The sequence below is a fragment of the Methylobacterium sp. WL12 genome, from assembly GCF_008039475.1.
In the GTDB taxonomy this organism is placed as follows: Bacteria; Pseudomonadota; Alphaproteobacteria; order Rhizobiales; family Beijerinckiaceae; genus Methylobacterium; species Methylobacterium cerastii.
Map to the genome: position 1 here is coordinate 1 of NZ_VRUW01000110.1, position 12,086 is coordinate 12,086.

The window sequence follows — 12,086 nt, forward strand, 5'->3', positions numbered from 1 at the left end:
TCTACACACTCAGAGAAGCGCAGGTCGTGATCGAAAGCTGGCGACGTCACTACAACGGCGTGCGCCCGCATGCCTCTCTGGGATACCGACCGCCGGCCCCGGAGGTGTTCATGCCAGCCTTCTCCGCTTGGCCGGCTGCGCTTGCCAGACCAGCTCCGCCGGCCAAGCTACCCGTGGCGGAGCGGCCCACCGTGCACTAATTTTACCCTTGGACCACCTCGTGGGGGCCGATCAACACCATTACGGTCGAAGAGTTAGGCCCGGCGGACCCCGCAGTCGCTTACCCGCGCTTCCTCGACGGGGCGAGGCGGGCACCTCCCGAGGACGTGGGCGGGACGATAGGCTTCGAGGAGTTTCTAGAAGCCGTCACCAAGCCTCGACACCGCGAGCACAAACGGATGCTCGAATGGTACGGCGGCCCGTTCGATCCCGATGAGCTGGACCGAGAGACGATAGAGGCCGGCATGGCGAAGCTGGCCCGGCGCCGCACCATCGGACAAGCAGCGTTCGCGAAGAGCCGAAGTCAACTGTGAAGTCTTCCAGCGGATGAGGCGGAAGAGAGAAGGCGGATGGTGAAGCCACTACGCCGTTTCAAGCTCTTCGATAGCAAGCGTAAGCCGTGCCCGCATGATTATGGTTCCGGCATGATCGCGAACGCTCGCCAGGAATATTTGGCCGTCCGTTGTTGTGTCTAGCAGCTCAGAGAAACGCTTTAAAACATGGCCTAACTTCTCTCGGGCTGCTCCCACGTCTGGCAGCTCAAATCCTTTCTTGTCGCGCACGAAATTAGTGCCGTCATGGAGGTCGATGTAGAACAGCGGCATCTTATGCGCCTGAGCCTGAGGACGGTAATAAGGCTATGTACCGCCTGCAGGCTCGTTTTGCCATGATGCCGCGCCTGCATGTTGCATGCCGCCTAACCCTTCATCCCGTGAAGCAGTCGCGATTAACTCTTTGAGGCTGGCCCGTCGCTTTGCTCCTGGCAGCGCACGCTCCATTGGCCCGGGTGTTGCCTCCGCCTCAGTATCGACAAGCGCTCAGGTCACCTCCGCCCTATGATGAAGACCTCCCGTATTCTCGGCTGGCTACTCCTGGTGGGAGTTGTCTTTGCGACGCTCGCGCCCATCGGCCTCCGACCTGTCACCGATGCCCCGGTCTCCCTTGAGCGGTTCGGCGCCTACGCGGTCGTCAGCTTCCTGTTTGCCTTCGGGTACCCGCGTCACCGCTGGCAGGTTTTGGGACTGTTGGTGATGATTGCTGGAGCGATGGAAGCGATGCAGAACCTGGAGCTGACACGGCATGGCTACTTTGGGGACTTCGCGGTGAAGGCCGCTGGGTGCTGGTTCGGAGTGATGCTCGCGGTCGTCCTCGCGTTCATCCCAGCGAGCATGGCGAAGGCCGAGGGGCGAGCGTAGGAGGCCTACTCTACTGCGGGGCGAACAGCGTGATGTTGCTGTTGATTTGGTACGCGCTGGTCGGCGGCGTGTTCACGAAGCGGAGATAGAGCGGGCTCTCACCGAGGATTGCTCCGAAGGCCGACGTGACCGGCATCGGGAAGCACTTGGCGAGTGCCGCGTATGCGGCTTCTTGATAGCGCCGCTGTGCCTCCGCATCGCCCTTGAGCTGGCGAGCGATGATCCGCGGCTTTCCCCGGATGGCCCCGGTCTTGTCGAGCCCGAAGCGGTAGGCCAGTAGCGAGCCGTCTGTCCCCGCTGGGATGGTCCAGCACTTCGCCAACGCGACACGGAGGTCTGTCCAGTTGTTAGCCTGCGAGGGGGCTTCGGGTTCCGCCCTGGCCGGCATGGTGGCGACACACGCGGCCACTATCGGGAGGAAGGCATAGGCGGGAATGGGTAGCATCGGCGAACGCTTTGTTGGCGCGGAACGACGGATCGCGCTGTGACGGTCAACGCTCCAGATGCCGAAAGGTGCTCAAGGCCGACCCGATGGACCCGGTCAAGCTCGCCCTCGACATGCCTCCGAGCCAACGGTCGCAGCTTAAAGGAAAGCGAGCCGTAGCTGCCAGTGCGATACGTTCGATAGCACCCTATCGTTCATTTTCATTGTGTCTTCAGTGGTTAATAATTTTTCTGTGTTTGCAGTATAATGGTTCGCTTGATAATTGGCACAGCCCCCAAGCGCTACAAGAAAAATAACGACAAGTGTTTTTCGAAACAGGAGCGAGGCACGCATGATTAGCGCCTATGCTTTCACTTCGATAGGCCGAACATTATTGTTAAGCAGCCGCACGGTGATCGCTGGGGGCGAGATCAAGACTCGCCTGTGCTATTTGTCTCAGCCAACCCTCTGCGTTCTCAGCTCGTAACTCTGCTGCACGCATCAGCTCATAGGCCTCCTGAATCGCCGCGTCTGCCCTCTGTTGCATAGCCAACAAGCGCGCATCTGCTTCCGATTGAACTTGCAGAATCTTCAGTTTCGCCTCATCTGAAGCGTTCGTTAGAAGGCCTTCGAGGATACGTACCTGCTCCTGAGTCCGCTCAAGTTCCACTAGGAGAACAGCACGCGCAGTAGCTTGCTCGCGCAGCTCCGCTTGTTGCTGCTCGGATACGCTCTTCGATGCCGCTATGTTTTCCAGAACTTTGGTCCAGTCTGACCTAATATGGGCAGGACCCAATGAGCACTTATCAGACGACTGCCGTGACTCCGAAGAAGCCGCTAATTCGACAACCCGCCGCGACACGCCCTCGTGGTTATCGGAGCAGACGGTAGCCATCTTTGCATCCAGCTCATTCCAAAATGCCGTATTGATAGCGGTCATCATAAAGTCCTCGTCTTCATAGGCTCAGAAAGCGACGCAATTGCAGCTGATGTTGCTCAGCTTCGCTTCGTACCCGCCTTACGTGCGTTGACAGGCTCCACCACGAACTCCGTTTCGATCGCCTCGGAGATCTGCACAAGCCAGCCTTCTATTGTAGCCGTTCGCTCCTGAGCGATACGAGCTCGTTCTTCGGCAGCCTGAATCAGCTTGTTCGCCTGAGCCTGAACATCCCGAGTGCGCTTCTCAGCAGCTTGGACCCTAGCATGAGCGTCCTGCATGTCTGCACGAACTTGCTCCAAGAGTTCCTGAACACGAAACTCTTGCTCTTCTGCGCGGCTCTCAACGGTTCGCATATATTGAGCAGCACCCCGCACCCGTTCCAGCACCTCCGGCCAATTTTTTCCAAGAGTTGGGCTTCCGACTGCACTATGCCGAGTAGCGGTGATATCGGCCGCTGGGGTTAGAAGGACAACCTTATCTCCGTGCAGTGAGCCATGCACCTGCGGATCCGATCCGGGAACGGCCTCATCCCTCATGAACGCATCTACAAGAAGTTGCCTTGCCTGCTCCATCGCCTATCCTCGCTGTTCTTCCGCGTAGACACTCGCAATCGCATTGATTGATTGCCTTGGTCGCTCTAGACTTGACCCTGATCCAGGCTCATGTGGCCGCCGAGAAGTAGGTTTTTAGCTGCTGCATCAATCCTTTGAAGCCACTTCTCTGCGGTGCTTGCTCGTAAGTCCGCAACCCGCACTTGTTCTTCAGCGGTACGTACCCAAGCATCGGTTTCGGCGCGGATCACACTTACACGCGCCTCAGCTTCGGCGCGGATTTCCTGCACCTGAGCATCTGCGTCTGCTTGTACCTTCTGCAAGCGGACATCAGCCACTGTTTGGATCTCTTGCACTCGCATCTCCGAGAGCTGCAAAAGCTGCTGTGTCTGCTTCAGGGCTCTCTCAAGGCCTTCGAGGGCAGCTTGATGAGACACGCTCTGCTCCCTCAGACGCTTCTTTTGATCGCCAGCTAGGCCGGCCATGCCGTTGATGATGTCGAGGGTGCTCATCCAATCGCCAACCTCAACGGCTTCCGTATCGACACCGGATGGAGAGACGCCGACATCGTTGACTGCCGCCTCGGGTATGAGGAGAGATGGGTGTAGGTTCGGTTGTGGACCAAAGGCCGCTTCGCTCGTCAGTGGCTTAATCGTGCTAAACGAGGGCTTGAGCATGAGGATCTCAGCAGACGGCTTGTCGGCGATGCTGTCGAAGCTCGCTGCAACTTGCGTCAGGATTTGAGCCCAGGAGACTAATGGGGCCGCGGCCATGGTGTGCTCTTCCCTATGAGCTCATCTTTGCGATGACACAGCCATATCATCATAGTTAACGAAGCGTTAATAAGCGACAATTTTTAACCCAAAATTCAGGAAAGTTGATCGATCTTAACCTCAAGCGGACCCATGGGCTTATCTGCTGGTATCTCTAAACTGCATAGCGAGCGCTGATCCGACAATCGAAAAACATACGCTCGACGAGGTCCGACTGCTGTTCACGTTCGCTGGGATATGACGAGCCTGTTCGAATATGCGCGGCCCGAAGCGCGGCAAGCCGGTCGAGGCGGAACGCCGGCTGTATGCCCTCCTTACGCTCAAGAGCGCATCGAGCGATCAACCTGCTAACGAGAACGAAGATCCACTTCGAACTGCCCTCAGCGACTTAAAGCCGAATCTTTCACCGGCTAAGCTGTAACAGCCCGAGAACCTGCATTGACCGTGGAATGAGGGCGGGGCCAACTCTCGAGCGGTGGTACATAATTGCCGGAACCGAACCATCAATTGGAGCAGGCCATAACACGTTAACGATTTGTTAATCATCATCTAAGAAATTTCAGTAGCCGGCCTCCGCCGACTTCTGTTTTCCGAGCACACAATGTCTTTGGCTCCTTGGCTCTTCGTATGCTCTCCGCTCGGCTTGATCGCGCTCACGATTGCGCTTGATGGAGTTTTTGCGAAGTTACCGGCGCGGTACGACGACATATGGCGCCTGCCTCGCCACCGATATTGAGCTAAGCATGCTTAGCTGAGACGCCGACCGCCGCCGAGATCGATCTCGATGACGCCGCTCCTGCGACAACGCCGGTGCGGCGCTGCTGGAGCACGCGGATCATCCGACTGCACAGAGGGAACAGGAAGTGACGGCTCCGGGGCGATCGCGACGGGCACGAGGACCGGGGCCTGCGCGTCCCCGCCCAAACGGCCCTCCCGCGCCGGACGCCGCCAAGTGAACAGGAGGCCTTGGGCGATCCTGTGCCGGCGTGACACCGAACATCGATACCCTGGCCTCGTACGAGGTATCGACGATCCGTGTCTTGTCCTCGAACGATCAGCGCTGCCGTCGTTCGGCCCCCTCAAGCACCTCGACCGGCAAAGCCCCGACCCGCTGACCTCAACGCCAGCATTAAGATCAGGCTTCAGCCGAGTGCGCGATGCCACCAACCTCCGCCGGCACCGGACGCGTACTTGATATGTGACCCTGGTCTCAAGCGTCCGCGGTTGGACAGTGCCATTGAGAGAAGCTGCTGGTCCAGTACGAGCGTTCGTACTGACACAAGGTCTGCCGACCGTTGCCGCGCTACACTGGCCGACGGAAAGGCGGCGTGTCAGATCAGCCAATGGCCAAGCCCGATCTGAATTGTTGCGAAGTGAAGGTCGACGGCGCCTGGATCGTCGTGAGCCTCATTGAGGCGCAAGGGACGCATGCCAAGGCTGAGAAGCGCTGTCCGGCTTGCTATGGGCGCGTCGCGGTCGCCGGATCGTACACCTCAGTTGTGAAGCGTACGCTGATGCATCGCCGTGTTCACAATGGATGCCCGCTGATACCGAGGGCCTATTGCGGTACTCCTTCGCCGCACCCAGAAGCCGTGAAGTAGCCTCGGATTGATAGCCTCTTCGGAGCAGTGGCAATGAGCACCACGATCACCAGTGACCTGCTCAGGGCCAAGATCGTCGCCGCCGATGAGGTGAACGCCGCCGTGGACGAGTTCCTGCGCGACCCGACGGTGAGCCTGTTCCGGTTCGCAAGCGGGCACACGCTGGACCCAGCAGCCGCGGTTAAGGCACACGAGCCAGCGGCGCGAGCCGTCGCCGACCAGGATCGGACGGAGAAGTTCCGGCGCGGCATGGTGCGAACCGCAATCCTGCTGGGATGCACGGTGGCGCCATGACCAACAATCCTTACTACCAGGCCGCCGAAGCCCTGCGCGCGATGGGCCGGTATGTCGAGCCGCTCGGCGACGACCTTAGTCTGTGGCTGGTGGATGGCGAGGAGATGAGTGGCGCGGGGTTGATGAAGCTCGCTGCGCTCCTGGGCCTTATCCAGGGCTCGGCAACGATCCAGTGAAGCCGACCAACACCTCGCCGGCTAATTACCGACCGGCGCGGTGTCGGTGGGAACCGTCGAGCAGGTCTTCGGATCACTCCGCCGCTTGCTGAAAGCGCAGGCGCTGGTTCTGCCCGATGGCGCGGGAGATCAGGGAGCGGCGCGCGCTGTAGCTGGGCGAGACAAAGGGATAGTCGACCGGGAGACCCCACTTGGCACGGTAGGCCTCGGGCGACAGCCCTCTCATCGTAAGATGCCGGCGCAGCGCCTTGTAGGGCTTGCCGTCCTCGAAGCTGATGATGGCGTCCGGCGAGATCGACTTGCGGATCTCCGCATCGGTCGGCTTCGTCAGCACCAGCTTCGGCGAAGTGGTCAGCCCCGTGATCGAGCTGTGGACCGTACGGATCAGGTCCGGCAGGCTCGTGGCCGGTACAGGGTTGCGCGCCACGTAGGCGGTAAGGATCTTAGCGGCGATCTCGATGGGGTCTGTCGTGGTCTGCACGGTTCATCTCCTTCCGAATGCTATCGGGTGCGTGCGTGTCCAAACGTGGTGTCGCCGGGAACTCGATGTTGGCGTCGTCGATCACCCTAGACGGACTCGGCAGGTCGGCCTGCCGCCGTACGATTATACGCCTGCGATCTCGAAACACAACTTCTGCGCGAGTTGATTGATGGATGCGATCTACTTAGAATTGATTAATGGACTCAATCTGGACGCAATAGGAGGCCGTGAGGTAGAGTCGCGGCCATTTTGCCCCTTGAAGCTTCGGTTCAGGCACCTCTTGCAAGCCCCAGCGTTGACCCTCAGGCATGCAATTGAAGGTTGTATGAACCGCCTCCGCTTGCAGCTTCACCTGATCGGCTCGGGGGGCCTGCTGCTGCTTACGGCGGAGGTGTGGGTGAGGCTGTGGTGAGTGTGCCAAGCCTCACTCAGGCTTCTCGCGCTTCGCGATGACCCGGCAGGCTTGGCGCAGCGTGAGCTCACGGTCCGGGTAGAGCGTCGCGGCGGCGTCGAGCACGAGGCGGCCGAGCTCGAAGCTCCAAACCGTCGCCAAATGCCACTCAATCGAGCCCGAAGCTGTCCAGGCCTCCACGTTCAGGCCGCGCTGGATCGGCGTCGGCACGATATCCTTCTTCGACGGCGGCAGGATGAGCCGGGCCTGACACGCGCTCTCGTATTTGCGCGCGGGCGGCGACCCGGGGCGGCGCTGATGCCGGCGCGAGCCCGATAGGTGCCGGAGCACGTCGAGCTGCCGCATCGTGGGGCCGAAGCGAGCGAGGAGCCCGTCCGTCGCGTAACCATCGCGACCAGGTGCAATGGCCGAGCAAAGGAGGTCCAGCTAGCACACTCGGCTCTACAAGCCCGAGCTACACCTTAGAAATCAGCAAAGCCGATCTCGTTAACACTCTGTTAACTATTACAACCAATTTGTTAATCGTCTTGGCCAAAGGTTTCTCGGCCGGAGCGGATGGCGGGTAGGTCCTATGGACGCGGCAAAGAAGTACTCTTGGGACAGCCTCTCGCCGCTGGACGCGCCCGTCAGCAAATCCAGCTCCGACGCGCAGCTCTCGAAGGTGGTGCGACTAATCGGGCCCCTCGATGACATCGGTGGCGGCCTGCCACCGACGCGACGGTCATCGCCTCAGGACTGGTCGCTGTTGATCGATCGGGTTCGGCATGCCGCAACTCATGCCCGCCAAGTCGAGACAGAGGCGCAGGAACAGGAGCAGCGGGTCAATGAGGTGCTGGAGCGCGCGCGCGAAGACATCCAGAATGCCGCCGAGCGAGTTCGTACTGCTGAAGCGCGCACCGCTGCTATTCAGAACCGTGCCGACGAGCTGCTCAATGCCGCTGATGCGCGGGTGAAGGCGGCGGAGGAGCGCGCGCGCATCGCAGAGGAATGGCTCTCCCGCGTCTACGACACGATCGCAAGTGAGTTCGATGTGGAAGCTGCGGCGAAGCGGACGGCCTGATGTCGAGCAACACTCAGCGCTGTACCGTCCATGCGCGAGAGGACGGGAAGGATGCCGAACCCGGCGATGCTTGGCGCAGCAGCTCCAAATGGGCGGCCGACGTTAAATCGGGCGAGAAGGTCGTATCCCTTTTTTCCGAGCCCAGTCTGCCGGGTCCGCAGGAAAGGTCCGACGAGCCGGCGGTCGTGGATTGGCCTGGTGCGCTCGACCTGATCCGAGATGTTGGGACGCGTGTGCGCCGAGCACGCGATTTTGCCCAGGAAGTATCGCTGCGCTCGCAGTCGATCATCCAACGGAGCGTCAAGCAAACCGAGGATGCCGAGCGGCGTGCGCAGACTGCCGAGGCGGCAGCGAAGGCTGCGATGCTGCGAGCCGAGAGGGCCGACGAACTCGCCCGTCTATCGGAAGCGCGAGCCAAGCTTGCAGAGAAGCAAGCTAAGGAGGCGAGAGCCGCCGAAGCGGAAGCCCAGCTATGGCTGCAGCGCGTCCACGCCTGCCTCAAAAACGAGCTGGGCGATATCGTCGTCGACCTTTCCTAGCAACGCAGCAGCCGTGATGCGGTGATTGCATCACGCATCCCGATCAGGAACCACAGAGCGCGCCCCCCGGTCCGGCCGTTCGGCGAGGGGGGACTCTGCGGCGAGCCTTCAGGGTGGATGAGCCCGGCCGGCCTTTCGTCGCACACAGCCGCTTCGCCTGAACTGCGCTCGATGCGAGCAGTTGCCGCGTGACCACGATAGGAGAGGTCACGCATGTCGAACCCAGCCAAGGGCCAGTCCGGCGACGGTCAGCACCATAGCTCCATGAACGCGAAGGACCAGAGGGCGGCCGAGGTCCAGGAGGCCGGGAGTGCCAAGGCGGACGCTGGCCACCCCGAGGTTCTCGAAGGTGAGAAGGCCGATGCGCCGACCGAGGGCAAGGGTCAGCCAAAGTCCGCGGCGTCGAATTCGCCAGTTGGTGCGACGAGCGATGCCGCCACGAGCTCGGCGACGGTCGGCAAGGCTGAGAAGGAGGCCGCAGCCGCGGCGGGCGCCGGCAAGGAGCAGCATGGCCGGGGGCATCGCAAGGCGGAGTAGACGGTTCGGCCCCACCGCGATCTGCGCTCGTCGGGCGCTCGCCCCTGCGCTACCAGAATGAGTGGCGGCTTACGCTCGCCCGGGACATGCTGGTCGCCCGCGAGGCGCGTGTCGGAGAGGTCGCATTGCGCGTCGGCTACGAGTTGGAGGCAGCCTTCAGCCGCGCCTACAAGGCCATGTTTGGACACCCGCCGCGGGACGAATCTGCGCCGCCGAGCGGTGCCGGATCACGCGAGCAGGACAGCGGTGTGAGGCAGGGGAGCTGAGCAGGTCGAACCCCAGCCGACGTCCGCTTTTGGGCGGTCATCAAAGCAGTCTGTACGGCTGGGTTGGGTCGGCACCCGCCGGTCCGCTCTACGACCGGGTTGGGTGGTTGAACGAACCCGCTTGCGCGGGATGGGTGGCAGCTTCGAGGTTTTCGGATTGGGACGAACGCCCCGCGCTGATTGAGCGTCGCCCGGCCTGGGCGGACGATCCCGGCTCCCTTCATCCGAGTGGAGCCGGTTCCATGACCATCCTTGCTGTTCCCGCCGCTGGGTCGCTGCGCCAGCGCCTTGTCGACGATATGACCCTGCGCCGGTTCTCGCGTGAGACGCAGCGCAACTACCTCCGCGATGTCGGGCGTCTGGCGACGTTCCTGCGGCGCTCGCCCGACACGGCAACCGTCGACGACCTGCGCCGTTTCCAGATCGCGCAGCAGGAGATCGGCCTCGGGGTGCCGACGATGAACGCCATCGTCTCGGCCCTGCGCTTCTTCTTCGTCCATACGATCGACCGGCCCGATCTCGCCCGCAGGCTGGTCCGCCTCAACCATCCGCGCCCGCTGCCCGACGTCCTGAGCCCCGAGGAGGTGGGGCGGCTGCTCGGTGCCACAGTCTGCCTCAAGCATCTGGCGGCCCTCTCGGTGGCCTATGGCGCGGGATTGCGCGTGGCCGAAGTCGCCGCGCTCAAAGTCGCCGACGTCGACTCGACGCGCATGCTGCTGCGGGTCGAGCGTGGCAAAGGCGGCCGCGACCGCAACGCGATGCTGTCCACCGATCTCCTGGTCCTCCTGCGGCGCTGGTGGATCGAGGGACACCGGCAGGGCGTCCTGCATCGCGAGGGTTGGCTGTTTCCCGGCCAGGACTGGGCCCGGTCGATCAGTACCCGCCAGCTTCACCGCATCGTGGTGGAGGCGGCCCGGTCGGCCGGGATTCCCAAGCGCGTCGGTCCTCACACCCTGCGCCACTCCTTCGCCACCCATCTCCTGGAGGACGGCGTCGATATCCGCGTCATCCAGGTGCTGCTCGGACACGCCCGCCTCGACACGACGGCACTCTACGCCAAGGTCGCCACCCGGACGGTGTGGGCCGTGACGAGCCCCCTCGACAGGCTCGCCCTGTTCCATGGGGAGGGACCCGCACCGGGCTGAGGCGATGCCCGCCACGATCGAGCTAGCCGACGTCTTCCGCGCCGCCGGTCCCGCCTATCGCGCCGATGGGGCCGGGCACCTGGACCTGGCTACGCGGAAGGTGATGGCGGCGATCGAGCAGTGCCGCACGGCCAGCCTCGGCGGGCATGTCGAGGGCTGCGACGCGTGCGGCCACCTGCGCGTCGCCTACAATTCCTGCCGTAACCGGCACTGCCCACGCTGCCAGGGCGCGGCGGCGCGGGACTGGCTCGCCGCCCGCGAGGCTGACCTCCTCCCGGTCGGCTACTTCCACGTCGTCTTCACCCTGCCCGCCGAGATCGCCGCCATCGCCTTCCAGAACAAGGCCGCCGTCTACGATCTGCTGTTCCGGGCCGCGAGCGCGACCCTGACGCGGATCGCCGCCGACCCGAAGCATCTCGGTGCCCGCATCGGCTTCACCGCCGTGCTCCACACCTGGGGCTCGGCCATGACCCACCATCCCCATCTCCACATGATCGTGCCCGGCGGCGGCCTCTCGTCGGACGGGACCCAGTGGGTCGCGTCACGCCCGGCCTTCCTCCTGCCGGTGCGGGTGCTGGGCATGCTGTTCCGCCGCCTGTTCCTCGAAGGGCTCGCGGCCCTCCACGAGACCGGGACGCTCGCCTTCTTCGGCACCCTGGCCCCTCTCGCCGACGCCAGGGCCTTCGCCCGCGCGCTCGCCCCGGTGCGCAGGAAGCGCTGGGTGATTTACGCCAAGCCGCCCTTCGCCGGACCGAAGGCCGTGCTCGCCTACCTGTCGCGCTACACTCACCGCGTGGCCATCTCCAGCCGACGCATCCTCGCCTTCGACGGAGCGAACGTCAGCTTCCGGGTCAAGGACTACCGGTGCGAAGAGGGCGGGCAGGCGCGGGTCATGACCCTGTCCGCCGGGGAGTTCATCCGGCGCTTCCTCCTCCATGTCCTGCCGCGCGGCTTCCACCGCATCCGGCACTACGGCTTCCTCACCGGCTCGAACCGGAAGGCCGGTCTGGCCCACATCCGCGCGATCCTCGGCACACCGGTCCCGCCGCGATCCACCGACTCTGAGCCGGACGCGCGAGACGCTGCCACCGACGTGCGAGGGCCTTGCCCCTGCTGCGGTGGTCCCATGAGGATCGTCGGCGCCTTCGCGGGCTGGTACGAGCCGCGTGGGCCGCCGTTCCGCCCCGCGCCGAACCGGGCGTGTACGCCATGACCCGGCATGGCCTGACAGCGCCAGCCATCCGAGGACCCGCACCTCGGGGCTCGCTTCTCCGCGTGCCGAACGCCGTGATGAGCCTCGCGAACACTGCCCCTCAACCCTCGCACTACTTTGGCAGATTTCATCCAAGGTGGTTGATCGAGCGCAGCATCACAGTGCGGGCATCGGCGGGGTGGCGGTCGGCTGAGGTGGTCCAGGATGGCCTGCCGGATCGCCGGCATCGAGGGTTGGGGCGGTGGGCAGGCGATTCTTT

17 protein-coding genes and 1 pseudogene are annotated in these 12,086 nt (G+C 63.0%); 11 read left to right on the forward strand and 7 right to left on the reverse strand.

The window, feature by feature from the left end; all coding sequences use genetic code 11:
• Nucleotides 1–200 (forward strand): integrase core domain-containing protein (locus FV226_RS24610; RefSeq protein ID WP_147764303.1); only part of this gene is annotated, 200 nt, incomplete at its 5' end.
• Between the two features lie 39 nt (nucleotides 201–239).
• Complete coding sequence (locus tag FV226_RS24615; RefSeq protein ID WP_246691727.1) at nucleotides 240–533, forward strand: plasmid pRiA4b ORF-3 family protein; 294 nt, start codon at nucleotides 240–242, stop codon at nucleotides 531–533.
• A 48-nt stretch (nucleotides 534–581) separates the two neighbouring features.
• Here FV226_RS24615 and FV226_RS24620 read toward each other — a convergent pair whose 3' ends face one another.
• Nucleotides 582–824 carry a hypothetical protein gene (locus FV226_RS24620; RefSeq protein ID WP_147764980.1) on the reverse strand — a complete coding sequence of 81 codons (243 nt, stop codon included), beginning with the start codon at nucleotides 822–824 and terminating at the stop codon, nucleotides 582–584.
• Between the two features lie 231 nt (nucleotides 825–1,055).
• On the opposite strand from FV226_RS24620, the gene FV226_RS24625 reads away from it, so the two are divergent.
• Nucleotides 1,056–1,415 carry a VanZ family protein gene (locus FV226_RS24625; RefSeq protein WP_147764981.1) on the forward strand — a complete coding sequence of 120 codons (360 nt, stop codon included), beginning with the start codon at nucleotides 1,056–1,058 and terminating at the stop codon, nucleotides 1,413–1,415.
• Between the two features lie 10 nt (nucleotides 1,416–1,425).
• Here FV226_RS24625 and FV226_RS24630 read toward each other — a convergent pair whose 3' ends face one another.
• The 4 genes from FV226_RS24630 to FV226_RS24645 all read right to left on the reverse strand — a co-directional run bounded on the left by FV226_RS24630 (nucleotide 1,426) and on the right by FV226_RS24645 (nucleotide 4,103).
• Entirely contained in the window at nucleotides 1,426–1,860 is a 435-nt protein-coding gene (locus tag FV226_RS24630) for a hypothetical protein (RefSeq protein WP_147764982.1), read from the reverse strand.
• A 376-nt stretch (nucleotides 1,861–2,236) separates the two neighbouring features.
• Complete coding sequence (locus tag FV226_RS24635; protein ID WP_147764983.1) at nucleotides 2,237–2,782, reverse strand: hypothetical protein; 546 nt, start codon at nucleotides 2,780–2,782, stop codon at nucleotides 2,237–2,239.
• A gap of 53 nt (nucleotides 2,783–2,835) precedes the next feature.
• Nucleotides 2,836–3,351, reverse strand: a complete 516-nt coding sequence (locus tag FV226_RS24640) for a hypothetical protein (RefSeq protein WP_147764984.1) — start codon at nucleotides 3,349–3,351, stop codon at nucleotides 2,836–2,838.
• 65 nt (nucleotides 3,352–3,416) lie between these two features.
• Entirely contained in the window at nucleotides 3,417–4,103 is a 687-nt protein-coding gene (locus tag FV226_RS24645) for a cell division protein DivIVA (RefSeq protein WP_147764985.1), read from the reverse strand.
• Nucleotides 4,104–5,737: 1,634 nt separating this feature from the next.
• Here FV226_RS24645 and FV226_RS24655 point away from each other — a divergent pair.
• Together FV226_RS24655 and FV226_RS24660 are read left to right on the forward strand one after the other, a co-directional pair.
• Nucleotides 5,738–5,998 (forward strand): hypothetical protein, encoded by a 261-nt coding sequence (locus FV226_RS24655; RefSeq protein ID WP_147764987.1) that lies wholly within the window; start codon nucleotides 5,738–5,740, stop codon nucleotides 5,996–5,998.
• A complete protein-coding gene (locus FV226_RS24660) occupies nucleotides 5,995–6,174 on the forward strand; it encodes a hypothetical protein (protein ID WP_147764988.1) in 180 nt (59 codons plus the stop codon). Before FV226_RS24655 ends, FV226_RS24660 begins: the two co-directional genes overlap by 4 nt.
• Nucleotides 6,175–6,247: 73 nt before the next feature.
• On the opposite strand, the gene FV226_RS24665 is transcribed toward FV226_RS24660, so the two are convergent.
• Complete coding sequence (locus FV226_RS24665) at nucleotides 6,248–6,655, reverse strand: MucR family transcriptional regulator (protein WP_147764989.1); 408 nt, start codon at nucleotides 6,653–6,655, stop codon at nucleotides 6,248–6,250.
• Between the two features lie 424 nt (nucleotides 6,656–7,079).
• On the reverse strand, nucleotides 7,080–7,412 hold the full coding sequence (locus FV226_RS24670; RefSeq protein WP_147764990.1) for a hypothetical protein: 333 nt from the start codon (nucleotides 7,410–7,412) through the stop codon (nucleotides 7,080–7,082).
• Nucleotides 7,413–7,638: 226 nt separating this feature from the next.
• Between FV226_RS24670 and FV226_RS24675 the strand changes: the two genes are divergently transcribed.
• The 6 genes and pseudogenes from FV226_RS24675 to FV226_RS24700 all read left to right on the forward strand — a co-directional run bounded on the left by FV226_RS24675 (nucleotide 7,639) and on the right by FV226_RS24700 (nucleotide 11,827).
• Nucleotides 7,639–8,127, forward strand: coding sequence for a hypothetical protein (locus tag FV226_RS24675; protein WP_147764991.1), 489 nt, complete (start codon nucleotides 7,639–7,641; stop codon nucleotides 8,125–8,127).
• Nucleotides 8,127–8,666, forward strand: a complete 540-nt coding sequence (locus FV226_RS24680) for a hypothetical protein (protein ID WP_147764992.1) — start codon at nucleotides 8,127–8,129, stop codon at nucleotides 8,664–8,666. The genes FV226_RS24675 and FV226_RS24680 overlap by 1 nt, the downstream gene beginning before the upstream one ends.
• A gap of 213 nt (nucleotides 8,667–8,879) precedes the next feature.
• Complete coding sequence (locus tag FV226_RS24685; protein WP_147764993.1) at nucleotides 8,880–9,203, forward strand: hypothetical protein; 324 nt, start codon at nucleotides 8,880–8,882, stop codon at nucleotides 9,201–9,203.
• A 20-nt stretch (nucleotides 9,204–9,223) separates the two neighbouring features.
• Nucleotides 9,224–9,469: pseudogene (locus FV226_RS24690) on the forward strand (helix-turn-helix domain-containing protein); the annotation flags it as partial.
• Nucleotides 9,470–9,711: 242 nt separating this feature from the next.
• Nucleotides 9,712–10,614, forward strand: a complete 903-nt coding sequence (locus FV226_RS24695; protein ID WP_147764994.1) for a tyrosine-type recombinase/integrase — start codon at nucleotides 9,712–9,714, stop codon at nucleotides 10,612–10,614.
• Nucleotides 10,615–10,618: 4 nt separating this feature from the next.
• Nucleotides 10,619–11,827 (forward strand): IS91 family transposase, encoded by a 1,209-nt coding sequence (locus FV226_RS24700; RefSeq protein ID WP_147764995.1) that lies wholly within the window; start codon nucleotides 10,619–10,621, stop codon nucleotides 11,825–11,827.
• The last annotated feature ends 259 nt before the right edge of the window (nucleotides 11,828–12,086 follow it).